9 protein-coding genes and 1 pseudogene are annotated in these 17,236 nt (G+C 68.5%); 8 read left to right on the top strand and 2 right to left on the bottom strand.

Annotation, left to right across the window (positions count from 1 at the left end):
• A complete protein-coding gene (locus PYS65_RS22715) occupies window positions 1-2,148 on the bottom strand; it encodes a helix-turn-helix transcriptional regulator (RefSeq protein WP_279335779.1) in 2,148 nt (715 codons plus the stop codon).
• Window positions 2,149-2,616: 468 nt separating this feature from the next.
• Here PYS65_RS22715 and PYS65_RS22710 point away from each other — a divergent pair, with 468 nt between their 5' ends.
• From PYS65_RS22710 to drmB, 5 genes are all read left to right on the top strand, one after another.
• Window positions 2,617-2,886, top strand: coding sequence for a hypothetical protein (locus tag PYS65_RS22710; RefSeq protein ID WP_279335778.1), 270 nt, complete (start codon window positions 2,617-2,619; stop codon window positions 2,884-2,886).
• Window positions 2,887-3,081: 195 nt separating this feature from the next.
• Window positions 3,082-7,848: a DEAD/DEAH box helicase gene (locus tag PYS65_RS22705; RefSeq protein ID WP_279335777.1), complete on the top strand. Its 4,767-nt coding sequence runs from the start codon at window positions 3,082-3,084 to the stop codon at window positions 7,846-7,848.
• Entirely contained in the window at window positions 7,845-9,749 is a 1,905-nt protein-coding gene (locus tag PYS65_RS22700) for a UvrD-helicase domain-containing protein (RefSeq protein ID WP_279335776.1), read from the top strand. Before PYS65_RS22705 ends, PYS65_RS22700 begins: the two co-directional genes overlap by 4 nt.
• On the top strand, window positions 9,746-12,991 hold the full coding sequence (locus PYS65_RS22695; protein WP_279335775.1) for a helicase-related protein: 3,246 nt from the start codon (window positions 9,746-9,748) through the stop codon (window positions 12,989-12,991). Before PYS65_RS22700 ends, PYS65_RS22695 begins: the two co-directional genes overlap by 4 nt.
• Window positions 12,988-14,853, top strand: coding sequence for a DrmB family protein (gene drmB, locus PYS65_RS22690; RefSeq protein WP_279335774.1), 1,866 nt, complete (start codon window positions 12,988-12,990; stop codon window positions 14,851-14,853). The genes PYS65_RS22695 and drmB overlap by 4 nt, the downstream gene beginning before the upstream one ends.
• An 8-nt stretch (window positions 14,854-14,861) precedes the next feature.
• On the opposite strand, the gene PYS65_RS22685 is transcribed toward drmB, so the two are convergent.
• Window positions 14,862-15,542, bottom strand: coding sequence for an ATP-binding protein (locus tag PYS65_RS22685; RefSeq protein WP_279335773.1), 681 nt, complete (start codon window positions 15,540-15,542; stop codon window positions 14,862-14,864).
• Between the two features lie 200 nt (window positions 15,543-15,742).
• On the opposite strand from PYS65_RS22685, the gene PYS65_RS22680 reads away from it, so the two are divergent.
• From PYS65_RS22680 to PYS65_RS22670, 3 genes and pseudogenes are all read left to right on the top strand, one after another.
• Window positions 15,743-16,591: a helix-turn-helix domain-containing protein gene (locus PYS65_RS22680; protein WP_279335772.1), complete on the top strand. Its 849-nt coding sequence runs from the start codon at window positions 15,743-15,745 to the stop codon at window positions 16,589-16,591.
• Entirely contained in the window at window positions 16,588-16,797 is a 210-nt protein-coding gene (locus PYS65_RS22675; protein ID WP_279335771.1) for a DUF397 domain-containing protein, read from the top strand. Before PYS65_RS22680 ends, PYS65_RS22675 begins: the two co-directional genes overlap by 4 nt.
• 74 nt (window positions 16,798-16,871) lie before the next feature.
• Window positions 16,872-17,153: pseudogene (locus PYS65_RS22670) on the top strand (carboxylesterase family protein); the annotation flags it as partial.
• Window positions 17,154-17,236 lie beyond the last annotated feature (83 nt).

Genomic DNA, 17,236 nt, shown 5'->3' with positions numbered 1-17,236 from the left:
TCACTCCCCCTTGCCGGCACGGAGTTCGAGGACGAGGCGGGTGAGCGTGGTCCTGACCGGGTGGCTGGTGACATCGGTGGTCCCTCGGAACTTCGCGCGTCGCGCGCCGGGGGTGAAGCGCAGGATCCCGTCCTCCACTTCACAGCCCTCGACTCCCACGAGTTCTGCCCAGCCCAGCTTCGGGCGGCCTCCTGAACGCACGTCCAGTTGGGCCACCGGCACCATCGGGGCGATCTCGTCGCCGCGCGGGATGGTCACTTCGGCGGTGATCTGCCACTCCCCGCCGTCACCGACGGTCGCGTCGAGTGCGTCCAGCGCCGGGACCACCGGCCCGGTGGGCACCTTGGCTTTGGTCTTCTTCTTCACGGTCAACGCCTTGCGCAGGGCCTCACCGCCTTCGCGACTGCTCCGCTTCGGTCGTGCGACAAGTTCCCTCACCGCGTTGTTGGCCTCGGTGGTCAGTGCGTTGATCCGCCGGTACGCGGACGGCGACCAGCGCAGGGTCAGCTCCTCCGTCTGTCCCCAGCGGTCGTGCTCGGGCGGTTCCGCCGCACGCAGGAACTCCTCGGCCTCCTTCGCGAAGGGCGCCGTCTCCCCGGCCGCCTCGCCCACCAGCAGAACGGCCTGGAAGGGGTTGGTGCCGATCGGCAGCCTCTGGACGGTGGCCCTCTTGACGGTCATGCGGTTGCCGCGGAGCGAGTGCAGCGAGTTCTTCGCGCCGTCTGCGTCCTTTTCGGACTCGGTGACGAGCAGGACCGCCTGGTGCGTACCGAGCGTCCCCCGGGTGCCGCCGGAAAACGGCAGTTTCAGCGGGATACTCCGTGCCGCGACCTGTCCGGCCTCGGTGAGGCGATCCACCGTGGTGCCCTCGTAGTGCGCCTTCAGGGCTCGGGTCCGGGAAGGCTGCTCGACGGACGGGTCGATCTGCTGCTCCTCCACGACCTCCTTGCCGTTCCGGAAGGCACGGACATAGACCTCCAGGAGGGGCAGCCTGCTGCCCCCGCCGGTCATCGCGGCCCAGAAGTCACGGCCCAACGCCTCGACCAGTCGCTTGTGCATCCTGATGATGTCCCGCGTGTCCTCGTCGTCCCTCTCGTCGTCCGCGGACCCGTCGTCGGCATCGGACGAGTTCTCCGCGAGGCCACCCACGTCGTGCGCGCCGACGATGAGGAAGGACGTACCGGGTTCGTCGTTCTCCCGGGTCAGGTAAAGGTTTTCCACGGTCTTCTCGTCTGCCCACCAGGAACGGGCGACCATGACTCCGGGCGAATCGGGATCGGGGCGCCCGAACCAGGCGGGGCCCGCGTACGTCTCGCCGTCGACCTCACGCCAGGGCAGTTCGAGACGGCCGATGACACGTCGCTCGGTGCGTCCCTCGTGCGGCACGGACAGAGTGGAGTTGATGAGCACGAGGCCGAGTGCGCTGGTGGCCCACAGCGTCGCCTTGCCCAGGCCGTACGAACCGCCCGCGCTGTGCCCGGACTTGAGGCTCTCCAGTTGGCGTCTGACGACGGCGGCGAACTTGCCGTCCGCGTAGTCGTCGCCGGTGAGCCCGGAAGCGTTGTAGTCGTCGACACGCAGCAGGACCAGGCGGCCCTTCTCATACATGTCGCGCACCCCAGCGTCCACGACCCGGCCGACCTTCTGGCCGCCCGCGCTCTCGGAGACCGCGGAGTAATGAGGGAACAGATCGTTCCACAGGATCGCCTCGCGGAAGGCCTCGAGCTTCTCCCCGGTCAGCTCGTGCAGGGTGTAGCGGACCCTGACCGGTCGTCCGTTCTCTGTGAGCCGCTCGTCGAGGCTGTTCTGGCAGGTCTCCCGCGCGAGCACCTGCGCGTCGGCGTCGAAGGCGAAAGCGGCAGCATTGCCCAGGTCACGGCCGCCGTCGGGGTAGCCGGGGCGGTGGTACCAGGTGACCGGGAGGCCGGCCTGGGTGTCGGTGGTACGGGTGTGCACCGTGCCGAGGTCCGTGCCCAGCGCCTTGGCGATGTCGGCCATGACCGTGGGGCGCGGGGTCGACCTGCCGGTGATCCACGCGGAGACGGCTGCCCGTGTCAGCTGTAGTTCCTCGGCCAGTTCGGCCTGTGTCCTGCCCGCGAGTCTGAGCTGCCGGGACAGCCAGGGCCCGAACTCCTCACCTGTCTCCACGTGCCACCTGCTCCTTCCTTGGAGCCGCAGGCTGGTCGCCTGGGGCGAACAGAAGGCTAATTTGACGCGAGGAAGCCTGTCAACTGATGGTTGATTACTCCCGGGCCACCCTTGCAACTCAACGAAGTGACCCATACGTACAGAATTACCCCGTTCTACCCTATTTCAATTCGACCGAGCGGTGTCGTTCCGAGTCGCAGCAATCGAGGGTTGACAGCCACCCGTCACGCCTACTAAGGTCCTTAGTGGTGGTTACTCTACCCCGTTCACCCCCTCCACAAGAAGGGGTCGATCGGCCGGGTCAGAGGTGTGTCCATCCACAGATTTCACCCGGTCCTGTAATTCGAACAAAAGCTCGTCTGTCGATGCTCACCCAAAGCACTGGCGGAACGTCAAGCGGACCCGCTATCGTGTGGTTTCCGAAAAAGCATCTCGACCGAGAAAAGCAGCTCAGCCACGGGGCCCGCCATGCCTAATCTCAATGCCCCGGCTTTGAACATCAGCGGATTCGACACGACAGGGGCATTTACCATCATGGACGGACAGAGCGATGACGATTGCATGATATCGGACCGCGACCTGAGTGTTTTTACGATGCTCATCGCAATGGCGTGCTGCAAGGTTGAGGTGGCGAGCGTCATCAGTTTATTCGAGTCGTCGATGGAGTACTTCTCCGACAACTTCCCCGACCTGGCCAAGCACGTTGCTGGCCTGCCCGAAGCCTGCCCCCACCACTGAGTGAAGTCCCCCCACATAACACGTCGCTCGGAGTGTCGTCCGCCCTCCCCTGAACATCTTCGGGGACCCAGGTCGGTGGTCGTCCGACGCCGTGGCACGACGGAAGCAGCTGAGCCGGCGAATCGTGAATCGATCCGCCGGCCCGCGCTCCCGCTCATTATTCCGGAACTTGACATCAACAGGAGTGCAGGAACAATGTCGACGCCGTCTTCCTCCTCTGTTATCCAAACCGTTCTCGAACAGTCCACCCGTGTCCTGCAGACTTATTCCGTAGATCCCGGCCTCGTCGCCGAGCATGCCAACGGAGAACGCCGTATCACTCAAGGTGGATACGGTGACCGGCAGCTTTTCGAACTGGTCCAGAACGCGGCCGACGAGATCGCCGGAGAACCCGGCGGGAAAGTGCACGTGGTCCTCACAGAGACCCATCTGTACTGCGCCAACGAGGGATTCCCTGTCACCCCGGAAGGCGCGGAGACGATTCTCCGGATGAGCATGTCGAAGAAGCGCGGAGGCCAGATCGGACGATTCGGCGTCGGCGTGAAATCCGTTCTTGTGGTGACCAACGCACCGGAATTCTTCAGTAGCACCGGAAGTTTCGGATTCGACCGTGCCTGGTCGTACGAGCAGATCAAGGCCGTGCCCGGCGTGACAGCGCGCTACGGCCCGGAATTCGACGCCCCCGTGCTGCGGATGGCCCGGCCTCTCGACGCGCGGGCCGAGCGCGCTTCCGATCACGTCCTGGACGAGTTGCTGAGCTGGGCCACCACCGTCGTCCGCCTGCCCCTGCTGCCGAATGCCGACGACCGGCTGGGCCGGGACATGCACGGCGGTCGCGCCAAGGACCACGGCGAACCGCGCGAGGAGTTCCCGGTCGGCTTCCAGCTCTTCTCGCCGCACGTCGCCACGGTCGTCCTGGAGGACCGCCGGCCGCGCCCCATGGCACGTCGGACCCTGACCAGCAGGCAGACCGGCGACCTGCACACCGTGGTCGAGGAGCGGACCGGAAAGGCCCTGGCAACCGACCGGTGGCGCGTGTTCACCACCACCCACGAGCCCGGCACGGCGGCCCGCGACGACGCCGGAGAGCTGCACGACCGACTCTCCCTCGACCTCTCCTGGGCAGTCCCCGCACAGGAGAAGGACCCGGAGAGCGGCCTGTACGTCAGCCCGCGGTCACGTGGACGCGGCAAGTTCTGGTCCTTCTTCCCCACCAAGTACGAGATGTCGCTGAGCGGCATTCTCAACGGCGCCTGGAAGACCAACGAGGACCGGCAGAACCTCCTGGACTCCTCCCCGTTCAACCAGGAGATGATCCGGGTGTCGGCGAAGCTGGTCGTCGACACTCTGCCCGCCCTCGCTCCCGCCGAGGACCCGGCCGCCTACCTGCCCCTGCTGCCCGGCCGTGTCAAGGAGGCGATCAGCTGGGCCGACGAGTTCCTGACCCGGGAGATCTGGGCCCGCACCGCGGACCGCCCGTCGCTGCCCGATCAGGACGGCATCCTGCGCGTCCCCACGCGGCTGCGGATCCACCCGCGGTTCGACAAGGACCTGAAGAAGTTGTCCAGCTGGCTGCGCATGTGGCACGAATGCCCCGGGCGCCCTTCGGACTGGCTGCACCCCAGCGCGGAGGCGGACGTCCTGCGTTCCGGAAAGGTCGAGCACATCATCAGCGCGGCCGGACACCGGCGAACCGACGTCAAGGAGTGGCTGGAGGCCTTGGTCGAGAGCGGCACTCCCGAGGCGTCGGCGGTGGCCGTCCGCATCCTCGCCGACATGATCGACGCCCGCTCCCCCTACGCCGAGGAGGCCCGCAAGGCCCGCATCGTGCTCACCGAGGAACACGGCCTCGTCGCCCCCGTGCCAGGCAGGGTGTTCCGCCGTGCCGATCAGGGCGGTCTGCGCGAGGCCCTGGTGTACGTGGTCGACAAGCTCTCCCAGGATCCGTCGCTGCATCACGCGCTCAACAGCCTGGGCATTCGGGAAGCCGATGCCGAGGGCCGTTTCGTCAGCGTCCTCGACCAGGGTTTCGACCACTACAGCGACTCGGACTGGGAGCGGTTCTGGGAGCTGTTCCGTCAGGCGGGGGTCCGCCGACTGACTGACAAGGTCTTGGAGCGGGTGCCCGACGCGCGTTCCACGCTCCGGGTGCGGACCGCCGACGGTCGGTTCCGGCCGGCCGAGGGCTGCATGCTTCCGGGGCCTGTCGTCGACGCGAAGCGCGACCCGAGCGTGGCCGTCGACATGGCGTTCCACTCCGACGACACCCCCTTCTTCCCCCAGATCGGCCTGCGGGAACGCCCCTCCGGCTCGGTGCGGCCACAGGAGGGCGAGCCATGGTTCGAGGAGTACCGTGAAGCTGTCCACGCCACCTACCTGCGCAGCCTGGACAGCCGAGCCCCGCGTCCCGCGCTGAACCGGATCAAGGTCGAGGGCGCCCCCGTCGGTGGTTCGCTCCACCTCTTCCGCGCCCTGTCCGAGGAATCCCGCGCCGCCTTCCTGAAGGTGCTGCCCGACGACGCCGTGGTGGACAACTGGACACGCCAGATCGGTGCGCAGAGCAGCACTCGACAGGCAGTGATCTCGCCGATCCGGTGGATGCTGGTGAAGTTCGGCACGATCGCCACCTCCCAGGGCATCAAGCCGCTCAGGGAGGCCGTCGGCCCGCAGCTCGCCGCCTACCGGGACGTGCTGCCGGTGGCCGACATCTCACCCGAGAAGGCCCGCAGGCTCCGGCTCCCGATCACCGTCGACGAGGTTCCCGCCGACCGCTGGGACGTACTCCTCGACGAGGTGACCCGCAGCGAGGACGACTCCTTCGTCGGCGCCACCTATGTGATGCTGACCCGGTTCGACGCGGACTTTCCCGAGGACTCCCTGACGCGCTGCCGGATCGGCGACGCCTGGGGCACCCGTCCCGACGACGAGATCACCGTCGCCGTCGGGACCGCTCAGTACCAGGCGCTGCGCGCCGAGCAGCTCCCGGCGCTGCTCGTGCCGACCGCCGACGACGCAGAGCTGATGATCGAGAAGTGGGGCATGCTCCGCTACACCGATGTGATCAGCCTGGAGACCCGCGAAGTACCGGCGGGCGAACCGGTCCCCCTGGTCGAGCTGTTCCCCGCCCTGCGGCAGCGACTGAACAGCGGGAACCGGCACAGCATGGTGCAACGGTGCAGCGAGCTCGAGGAGGTCACCCGTACACCCAACGGCACGCACGCCTCCCCCTTGGACGCCGTGCGCCAGGACAGCACCGTCAAGGTCCTGGTACCGCTGGAGCCCGAGCCGATGCTGCGCCTGATCGACCGCGAGCTCGGCCTCGGCCTCGGCGCCGCCGGCTGCCGTGCCGTGCTGGAACTCCAGGACCGCATGGCCCGGGACAGCGCCTTGAAGGCGGCGCAGAGGGCGGTGCGTGAAGCCGACGACGTGGTGACCAAGATCGAGCTGCTGATCGGCGCGGACGCGCTCCGGACCGGTTTCCCCGAGGGATTGATGGAGGCGGAACTGCAGGAGACCGGCGGGGTGGAGCCGTCCGGGCACCGGATCGCGCAGATGGCGTTCAACGCACACGGCGACGGGGTGCTCAAGGAGCATGCCCGGGACATCCAGGCACGCTTCCCCAACGCACCTGTCTCCTACGGAGGTTCGTCGGCTGCCATCGCATTCGTCTCGGAACTGGGACTGCCCGTCGCGTTCGCCGGTTCACGGACTCCGTCTCCTCCCCCGTTCGAGACCGTCGAGGGCCCTCGGGACTTCCCGAGCCTGCACGCCTACCAGGAGGATCTGGTCCGGAACATCTCCCGGATGCTCGACCGGCTGGCCCCCCAACGCGGAATGCTGTCCCTGCCCACGGGGGCCGGCAAGACCCGGGTGACTGCTGAGGCCGTGATCCGCTGGGTGAAGCGGGTCGGCGACCTCAAGGGTCCGCTCCTGTGGATAGCGCAGACCGAGGAGCTGTGCGAACAGGCCGTCCAAAGCTGGAAGTTCGTCTGGAGCAAGGTCGGCGCCGAACGCCCGCTCACCATCAGCCGGCTGTGGAGCACCAACGAGGTCGGGAACGTGGCGGACCACCCGCACCTGGTGGTCGCCACCGACGCCAAGCTGGAAAAGTGCCTGAGCGCCGACCAGTACGCCTGGCTGCGCGAGGCCACCCTGGTGATCGTGGACGAGGCGCACACCGCCATCTCCAAGCGATACACCGACGTCCTCGGCCGGTTGGGCCTCACCCAGTACGAGACCACTCGGCATCTGCTCGGTCTGACGGCGACCCCGTTCCGGAACACCAACGAGGACGAGACCCGTCGCCTCGCCACCCGCTTCGGTAACAAACGACTCGACCAAGGAGTCTTCCCGTCGGGTGACCCGTACCGCGACCTCCAGGACTGGGGCATGCTCGCCCAGGTCGAGCACCGCACCCTCGAGGGCGGCCGTATCGAGCTCACACAGGACGAGAAGACACACGCCGATCGAATGGCCATGCTCTCTCGCTCCGCCGAACACCGGCTCGCCGACGACCACGCACGAAGCCGACGCATCGTCGACTCGGTGGCCGAACTACCGGACGACTGGCCGACGCTGCTCTTCGCCACCTCAGTCGACCACGCCAAGTACCTGGCAGCCCTGCTCAACGACCGGGGAGTCCCGTCCGCCGCCGTGGACTCGACGACCAGCGCTCAGGACCGTCGCACCCGCATCGAGAATTTCCGGAACGGCCGCATCCGGGTCCTCACCAACTACGGTGTGCTCACCCAGGGATTCGACGCACCGGCCACTCGTGCCGTGGTCGTTGCCCGGCCGGTCTACAGCACCAACGTGTACCAGCAGATGATCGGTCGCGGACTGCGCGGACCGCTGAACGGCGGCAAGGAAAGCTGTCTGATCCTCAACGTCAGCGACAACGTCGCCAACTTCGACACGCGTCTCGCCTTCACCCAGTTCGAGCACCTCTGGAGCCGGAAGTGACCGACGTCTACCTCGACAGCCCCACGCTCACCGACGAGCAACTGGCCGTGGTCGAGCAGCCCTGGGACGCACGCGTCCTGGTCACCGCGGGCGCCGGAGCGGGAAAGACCCACACCCTGGTGCGGCGGCTCGACGCGCTGTGCGGTCAGGAGGACCCCGAGCAGACACTGGAGGCCGCAGAGATCCTCGTGCTCACCTTCTCCCGGGCCGCCGCCCGGGAGCTGCGCGAACGGATCTCCCGGCACGGGGAACGAGCACACCGGGTGCGCGCACGTACCTTCGACGCCTGGGCCTACGAGGTGCTCCTCCATGCGCATCCGGACGGCGAGTGGGGGACTGTCGGCTTCGACGAGAGGATCGCCGCCACGACCCGCGCGATCGAGAAGGGGGCGCTGGAGACCGGCGACGCGATCCCGCCGGCCCATGTCGTGATCGACGAGGTGCAGGATCTGCTGGGCGTGCGCCGGGAGCTGGTGGAGACACTTCTCGACCGGTACCAGGACAGTTGCGGCTTCACCGTCGTCGGCGACGCCGCCCAGTCCGTCTACGGCTTCCAGATCGCGGACCTGGGTGAACGCGCCGACGAGACCGGCCGGTTCTTCGACTGGCTGCGCTGCTCCTACCCCGAGGACCTGGTGGAACTGCGGCTCACCCGGAACTTCCGGGCCACCACCACCGAGGCCCGTGTCGCGCTGACGCACGGCCCTCGCCTCCAGCAACTCAAGGACCCCGACGAAGCGGAAACGCTCTACGACGAACTGCGCGACCTTCTTCTGGACCCGGCGAACAACCTGGGCGACCTCGACGACGAGTTCACCCTGAACGGCCTGCGGGACCCCTCCGACACGTGTGCCGTCCTCACGCGTGACAACCAGCAGGCCCTCGTGGTCTCCTCCCTGCTGCACACCCACGGAGTCGACCACCGGCTGCGGCGCCCGCTCGAAGAGCGTCCGGTGCCGTACTGGGTGGCCGAGCTGCTGCGCCGCACGGAGGCGACCGGCCTCACCGAGGACCGGTTCCGTGCGCTCCTGTCGGAGATCCCGCTCCCGTACGAGCCGAACATCGACGCCCTGTGGACGGTGTTGCGCCGGGTCGCACGCGGAGCAGGCCGCAGTGTGCTCGATCTGGACCGGCTGCGCCGCGCGGTCGCCGACGGCAGGTTTCCCGACGAGGCGGCGGACCCGGAGACCGCCCGGGTCGTCGTCTCGACCGTGCACCGGGCCAAGGGTCTGGAGTTCGACCGTGTGATCATCCTGACCCCGCCGACCGTCGCCGGACTGCGCAAGCGCTTCGAGCGGGAACTGGACCTCCCCGCCGAGGCCCGTGCTCTGTACGTGGCGATGACGCGTGCCCGCCAGGACCTGTACCACGTGACCCCGCCTGAATTGCCCCAGTTCAGGCGGGCGGGGCGCCGCCGCGACGGCCGCCTCTACCTCGGGGGGTGGCGTCCTTACGACCGCTACGGGATCGTCGCCCAGGCCGGCGACGTGTGTCGCGACAACCCGCCCGGCCACGAGGCGGACGCGGTCGCCGGCCAGATGTACCTACTGGAACAGGTCCGTCCCGGACATGAGGTACTGCTGCGCAGACTCCACGATCTGCCGATGGGCGAGACCCAGAGCCCTCCGTACGCCCTGCTGCACGACGGGCGGGAGATCGGTGAGGTGTCCCAGTGGTTCCGCGAGGCGCTGTTCCAGGTGCAGAAGGTCAACCGGACCTGGGACCCCTGGTGGCCCGAAGAGGTCCACGGGCTGCGGGTCGACACGTTGGAGACCGTGACGGGCAGCACCGCGGCCGGCGCCAATGCCGGCCTCGGTGACCGGGGCGTGTGGATCGCTCCCCGGATCACCGGTATAGGTCGATATCGCCGAGCCGACGACAACAAGGAGCAGCACGCATGACACACGTGGCAGGCCGCCACTCCGAGCACTACCGGGTCCGGGACGAGGAACTCCTGGTGGGCCTCCGCCGTGAACTCCTCGGTCCCGCGCAGGACGCCGAGCAGGAGGACCGGGACGAGCTCCTCACCCAGGACGCGCCGATCGACCGCTATCTGACCGGCGTGCTGTACCCGCGTGCCACGAAGGAACGAAAGCAGGAGGAGGCCGCCGAGCAGGACGGCCCGGACGACATACCCCTCACCACCCGTGGCGACGGCGAGGACTCCGGCGCCTCGCCGGAGGTCGGCGCCTCGGGGGACCGGCGACCCTCCACCATGGGGCTGACCTTCGCGGTCAAGCCGGCCATAAGCGACACGATCGTGGTCTCGGCGCGCGCGGCCGTCTACGAGCCCACCGACGCCGACGGCAAGCGGATCCCGGCCCGTCGCGCCGAGGCCCGCACCACTGCCGACCAGCGGGAACAGTGGCGGCGCAGGGAGCTCTCGTTCCCCGACCTGCGCTTCGTCGTGACCGAGGCAGCCCCGAAGGGGCCGATCAGGCTCACTGACGAAGCCTCCCTGCATGTCAACATCCGCCGCGTCGATCCGACCACCGGTACGGTCACGATCACGGTCACGCTGATCAACACGCAGAAGATCGGCGAATGGGACCTCCAGGACGCGTTCTCCCTGTTCCAGTGCGGTCTGACGATTCGGGCCGCCGACGGTTCCACCGCGTTCGTCGAACGCCCGGCCCCGGCCGGCGCCCACGACCCGGAGATCGCCACGAGTCGGTTGTTGCACCGCCACGCCCCGACCTTCGCCGTCGGGCACGGCTGCGCCGCCGAATGGGACTGGAACCCGTCGCCGGTCGGCGTGACCGACACCGCCCCGGAGATCGCCGTCGCCGAGGTGCGCAGCCAGTTCGTGCCGACGGTGGAGGTGCTGCTCACCGACTCCAATCCCGAGATCGACAGCTCGGCGCTGTCCATGCTGGGGCTGGCGGAGAGGTCCGACGCCGAGATCCTCACCGCGTTGGAAACACTCGCCGACGGGTACGGCCTCTGGATCGCCCGCAAAGCGGCCGAGACCGAGGAACTGGCCGGCGGGCCTCACGAGAAGGCCGCGCTGGAGCAGGTGAGGGCCTGCCTCGAGGCACTCGACCGGATCCGCCAGGGCATCGAACTGTTGCGGACCAAGCCCGATCTGATGAAGGCGTTCCGGCTCGCCAACCATGCCATGGCCGACCAACGCGCCCGCAGCGCCTGGGTGAAGGGCGGCCGCGTCGGCTTCCCCGACCCGGCCGCCGGTCGCTGGCGTCCCTTCCAGATCGCGTTCGTGCTCCTGTGCCTGGCCGGGATCGAGGACCCTCAGCACGTTGATCGAGGGACCGCCGATCTGCTGTGGTTCCCCACCGGCGGTGGCAAGACGGAGGCCTACCTCGGGCTGATCGCCCTCGCGTCGTTCCTGCGCCGTATCCGCAAGGGCCGGGCCGGTGGCGGTGTCACCGTCCTCATGCGTTACACGCTGCGGCTGCTCACCCTCCAGCAGTTCGAACGTGCGGCGATCCTGCTGTGCGCCATGGAGCACATGCGGCGTCGTACACCCGAGCTGGGGCACGAGGAGTTCTCCGTCGGCATGTGGGTGGGACGCTCGGCCACCCCCAACACGTTGGCAGAAGCGGGTCTGAAGCTCACCGAGCTTCGTGCGAACCTCGACAAGCGCCTCGCCACCGAGAACCCGGTCCAACTACACGCCTGCCCCTGGTGCGGAACCCGTCTCGACGCGCGGGACTACGAAGCCGACGAGGTCGCGAAGCGGATGTATGTCCGATGCCCGGGCGCGGGCTGCGACTTCGCCGACGGTCTTCCCGTCCACCTGATCGACGAGGCGGTGTACGACGCGCGGCCGACGCTGGTGATCGCCACCGTCGACAAGTTCGCGTCGATGCCGTGGCGGCCGGCGACCGCGGCGCTCTTCAACCGTGACGACCCGGACGGCGACACTCCTCCCCCGGAGCTGATCGTCCAGGACGAACTCCACTTGATCTCCGGCCCGTTGGGAACCCTCACCGGTCTCTACGAGACAGCTGTGGACGCACTCGCCGGCCGGCCGAAGGTGATCGCCTCCACGGCGACCATCCGTCGCGCCGCCGACCAGGGACGCAACCTGTTCGCCCGCGAGGTGCGGCAGTTCCCGCCCGCCGGACTCGACGCCCGCGACTCGTGGTTCGCCGTGGAGACTCCGCGCGAGGAGAAGGCGAGCCGCCGCTACGTCGGCCTGCTGGCCCCCGGCACCAGCCAGGCCACGCTGCTGATCCGCACCTACGCCACCCTGCTGCACCGGGCCCTGCACGCGGAGACCGAGGACGAGGTACGAGACGCGTACTGGAGCCTCGTCGGCTACTTCAACAGCCTCCGGCTGCTGTCGGCGGCCGAACTCCAGGTCCACGACGACGTGGTGGCCTACCTGGAGATGCTCGCCGAGCGCGAGGGAGTGAAGGTCCGCTCGATCGCCAACTACTCGGAGCTGACGAGCCGTATCGACGCCAGCGAGATCCCCACCCGTCTCAAGGGCATCGAGAAGCGACTGCCCGACGAGGACACCGTGGACGTCCTTCTGGCCACCAACATGATCGCGGTCGGCGTGGACGTGGACCGCCTCGGACTCATGGCCGTGATGGGTCAGCCGCAGACGACCGCCGAGTACATCCAGGCGACCAGCCGCGTCGGCCGCGCGCACCCGGGACTGGTCGCCGTCATGCTCAACTCGTCCCGGTCCCGTGACCGTTCCCACTACGAGAGCTTCCAGCATTTCCACTCGGCTCTGTACCGCGAGGTCGAGTCCACCTCCGTCACCCCGTTCTCCGCCCGCGCCCGCGACCGGGGCCTGCATGCGGTGATCGTCGCCCTCGCCCGCATCATGGTCCCGGCTGCCCGTCCCAACAATGGCGCCGGCAAGGTCGCTTCCTACGAGCACGTGCTCCGCTGCCGCATCAAGTCCGTGCTCCTGGAGCGCGTCGGCGAGGTCACGCCGGAGGAGACCGAAGCCGTGTCCCGGGGCTTCGACGAGTTCGTCGACTGGTGGTGCGACGAGGCCGACAACCACAGCGGCCTGCTGTTCGAGCCGCAGAGGGGCAGTCGTGCCCCCTCGCTCCTGAAGGCGTACGCCGACGAGTCCACGGACGTCGAGGCCTGGTCCACGCTGTGGAGCCTGCGCGACGTCGACGCCGAGTCCGCCCTGTTCCTGGAGGGATCCCGATGACCCCGCCCCCCGCCCGCCGTCGTCGGACCGGTGCGAACGGCACCGCCCCCGCCCACAACCTTCCGCGGCGCGGTACGGTCCGCCGTGCCCAGGCGATCACCACGTACGGCGTCGGGTCGCTCATCGCGGTCGACCACGAGTCCTTCATCGTCTCGGGGCTCGACGAGGCCGAACAGGGCTGGAGCCTCGACGAGTCCCCACGGATCCACGAACGACGCCTGGCCCGACTGCTCGGCGTCGACTGCTTCCGGCTGCCGCCCGCTTCCGACGACAAGAGCAAGGACGGCCTCCGGGTCCGGCGATTCCCCTGGACGCACTCCTGCCCCGAGTGCAACGACCTGCAAGGACACCGCGACTTCACCCCACCCGCCGGTCGTAGCGTTTGCGGCACGTGCGAGGTCGATCTGGTCCCCTCCCGCTTCGTCGTCGCCTGCGAGGCCGGACACCTCGGCGAGTTCCCGTACCGGCAGTGGGTGCACCGCTCCAAGGAACGTGGTGTCACGACGACGGCACAGTGCGGGGGAAAGCTGAAGCTACGCACGTCCGGGCGTACTTCCTCGCTCCGCTCCATCCTCGTCTCCTGTACCTGTGGGCAGGCCGCCGAGGTCTCCATGGAGGGCTCCTTCCGCAGGAACGCGCTCAAGGACCTGGGCCTCACGTGCCGAGGCTCCCGCCCGTGGCTCGGCACATCCGCGCCGGCTGAGGAGTGTGGACGCCCCCTGCGGACGTTGCAGCGCGGTTCTTCCTCGGTGTGGCAGCCGGTGCTGAAGTCGGCGCTCTCCATCCCGCCGTGGAGCGACGGCCGGGCGGATCCGCTCGCCGAACATTGGGACACGCTGCGTGAACTCGACAACCGTGCGGCGATCGAGGGTGCCCTGAAGATCATTTTCAAGGGCGGGAGCCCGATCCCGCTGGACGAAGTGATGGCGCTTCTCGACGCGGAGCGCGAGGAGGACCCCGACGACAACACGGCCCCGACCTTCGACCACCGCTACCGCGCCCTGCGCAACAAGGAGTACGAGCGTCTCCGCTCGGGCAACGACGAGAGCGAGCACTCCCGGGACGAACAGTTCGTCTGCGAGACCCCGTCGGGCGATCAGAGGGTGCTCGAACCGCTCGGCATCACCGGCCCCATGCTGGTCAAGAAGCTTCGCGAGGTGCGCGCCCTGAAGGCGTTCACCCGGCTGACCGACGCCGAGTCGACGACCGACTCCAAGGAGATGCCCCTGTCCGAACGCCCCCTGCGCTGGCTACCGGCCATGGAGGTGCGGGGCGAGGGGGTTTTCCTCCGCCTGGACGAGGACCGACTGGCCATCTGGGAGAAAGCCCCGGCGGTGGCAGCGCGGGCCGAGTGGATGCGTACCGCTCACCAGCGGGTGTTGGAGCAGCGAGCCGACGACCCGAGCCGGGCCGCTCCCTCCCCCGCCACCCCACGCATGGTGCTGCTGCACACGCTGGCCCACGTCCTTGTCAACGAGTGGAGTCTGGAGTCCGGATATCCGGCAGCGGCCCTGCGTGAACGCCTTTACGCCGCCGACGACATGGCCGGCGTGCTCGTCTACACGGCGACGAGCGACTCGGCGGGCAGTCTGGGCGGTCTGGTCGCCCAGGGCGAACCGGAGCTTCTCGACCGTACGGTCCGTTCGGCCGTCCTCCGCGCCGAGTGGTGCTCCTCCGACCCGCTCTGCATGGAGACCGGGATGTCCGGCGCCGGCGGCACCAACCTGGCGGCCTGCCACGCCTGCGTGATGCTCCCGGAGACGAGCTGCGAGCACAACAACATCCTGCTCGATCGTGCTCTGCTGGTGGGCACTCCTGAGGACCCCTCGGTGGGATTCTTCCGGCAGGTCCTGACGGCCTGAGGCAGGTCTCACCGTCCGTTCGCCGACGGAGCGGCCTCGATGCGGCTCTGCGCGTGGTCGAGCACCTCGTCCACGTCACGACCGCGGGCCTGGAGCCAATGGAGGAAGTCCGTGATGACGTCGATCGCGGACTCCTCCGCCACCCTCCGGCCCACTTTCCCGGGCCCGGGTTCATAGGAGCACCTCGGAGGCCGCAAGGTCGCGTACAGGTCCAACAGCGCCTCGGCGCGGGTCACCGACGGATGGCCCGTGGAGTCGCCGGGTGGCGCAGCCCCCGTGGCCAACTCGCACCACGTCACCTTGTGGTCCTCGTGGAGCTGAACGCCCCAGCGGTCCGCGAGGGCATCGACCAGCGTCATGCCGCGACCACCTTCGGCGTGGGCGTCCGCGAGGACGACGGCGGGCAGGGCCCGGGTGTCCGGGTCGTGAACCTCGATGCGTAGGTTCGCACCGTTCACGGAGAGCGCGAGCAGGCCCGGTGTACCGATGCCGACGTGCGTGAGGACGTTGGACACGAGTTCGCTGACACAGAGACGGGCCGTGTCGACGAGTTCGGGCAGGCTCCAGGCCGCCAGGCGGAGTGCCACGACGCGGCGCAGCGTGGCCACCTCCTCGGGGTGGGAGGTGAACTCCACGTCCCACTGTTTTCGCGTCGTACGGGTTTCCTGGATCACGAGGCTCTCTCCCATCGGAGTTCTCCCTGCTCGTCGCGATGCACCATCGGAGCGTCACGGCCACTCACTCTGTGTGTCGCTCCGTTGCCCAGAATGACGCCGGCACATCCCTTCATGCAATGTGCACAGCGGGATTCCCACTTCCGAGTGATTGGCAAGCAGCCCTCTTGGCACGAGACTGAACTCTCGTTACGCACCACGTGGAGGAGAGCGGGATGGCCGGTTCACCGACGGCACGCCGTCGGCGTCTGTCGATCGAGCTGAAGAAGCTCCGGGAGAAGAGCACGCTGACCTGTGCTCAGGTCGGGCAGGCGCTGGACTGGAGCGGCTCCAAGGTCAACCGTATGGAGACGGGCAGCGGCAGGGTCCAACCGTCCGACATCGACGCGCTGTGCCGGTTCTACGCGACGAGTGACGAACTGCGAGAGTTCCTCAAGTCGCTGGCCCGCGAGGCGAAGACCCGCGGCTGGTGGCAGGTGCACGGTGCCGGTGTGCCCGAGTGGTTCAACATCTACATCGGCCTGGAGCAGGACGCCTCCACGCTTCGCCAGTACCAGTGCGAGTTGCTGCCCGGCCTGATGCAGACCGCCGCGTACGCCCGTGAGTTGCACACCACGGGCGCGCACCTCTCGCCGGAGGACATCGACCGGGCCGTTCGGGTACGGCTGGAGCGCCAGGAGATGCTGACCCGCCCCGACGCCCCCGAAGCCTGGTTCGTCGTGAACGAGGGTGCGGTGCGCAACGTCATCGGCGACCGCGCCTTGATGCGGGAGCAGCTCGAACGAGCCCTTGACTCAGCCGCGTTGCCGAACGTGACCCTGCAGGTGCTCCCCTTCGACGCGGGCACGTACCCGGCCACCGGCTCCTTCACCATGCTCGGTTTCCCCGCTCCGGAGGATCCGGACCTGGTGTATCGGGACGGCATCACGGACGCTGTCTACCTGGAGGGCGAGCATCACGTCCGCGAGTACACCAAGGCCTTCGACGGGCTGCGCGCCGCGGCCCTGAGCCCTCAGCGCTCCGCCCAACTCATCAAGTCAGTGGTGAAGGAGTACGCGAAGTGAGCACCGCGGATCGGACGGGACCCGCTTCGGCATGGTTCAGGTCGTCCTACAGCAACGGCGCGGGCGGGGAGTGCGTGGAATGCGCGTACTCCGCCCACGGCACGCTCATACGTGACTCGAAGCGGGCGGAGGGACCGGTGGTGCGTGTGCGGGCCGGTGCGTGGAGTGTGTTCGTGGGGTCCCTGAGCCGCAATCCTCCCGGGTAGAGCCACGGTTCCCACTGTCCGGAACCGACAAGTCGCTCGCGGGGCCGCGGAGGCCCGTGGAAGGCCGGCGGCGCATGAGGGACGCATCTTCGTGGGCGGGGTCGGAGTTCCGGACGGCGAGCGGCCCGGTGCGCGGCCGGCGGTCGGTCGGCGGTGTGGTGGCTGTCCTTGGTGTGCCGTACGCCGCCGCGCCCCTCGGCCCTGGCCGTTTCCGCGAGCCCCAGCCCGTCCACGGCTGGAGCGGGCCGCGGGACTGCACGGTTTTCGGGCCCGTCGCACCGTAGTCGGCGGAGTTGCCCGGTTCGCCAAGGTGGCGCGAGGGGGACGAGGAGGTTCTCACCGTCAACGTGTGGGTGCGGCGGCAGCGGGGCGGACAGCGGCACCACGGCCCGGGCGCGTGATGGCCGAAGCACGCACTCGGCCCCGAGTTCGGTCACTG

The sequence above is a fragment of the Streptomyces cathayae genome, from assembly GCF_029760955.1.
In the GTDB taxonomy this organism is placed as follows: Bacteria; Actinomycetota; Actinomycetes; order Streptomycetales; family Streptomycetaceae; genus Streptomyces; species Streptomyces cathayae.
This window is presented reverse-complemented; position numbering and strand designations above follow the sequence as displayed.

What these genes read in the sequence shown, in the direction of transcription:
- drmB (WP_279335774.1), top strand. Translation starts at nt 12,988, where the DNA reads ATGACCCCGCCCCCCGCCCGCCGTCGTCGGACCGGTGCGAACGGCACC.
- PYS65_RS22695 (WP_279335775.1), top strand. Translation starts at nt 9,746, where the DNA reads ATGACACACGTGGCAGGCCGCCACTCCGAGCACTACCGGGTCCGGGAC.
- PYS65_RS22680 (WP_279335772.1), top strand. Translation starts at nt 15,743, where the DNA reads ATGGCCGGTTCACCGACGGCACGCCGTCGGCGTCTGTCGATCGAGCTG.
- PYS65_RS22685 (WP_279335773.1), bottom strand. Translation starts at nt 15,542, where the DNA reads ATGGGAGAGAGCCTCGTGATCCAGGAAACCCGTACGACGCGAAAACAG.
- PYS65_RS22705 (WP_279335777.1), top strand. Translation starts at nt 3,082, where the DNA reads ATGTCGACGCCGTCTTCCTCCTCTGTTATCCAAACCGTTCTCGAACAG.
- PYS65_RS22710 (WP_279335778.1), top strand. Translation starts at nt 2,617, where the DNA reads ATGCCTAATCTCAATGCCCCGGCTTTGAACATCAGCGGATTCGACACG.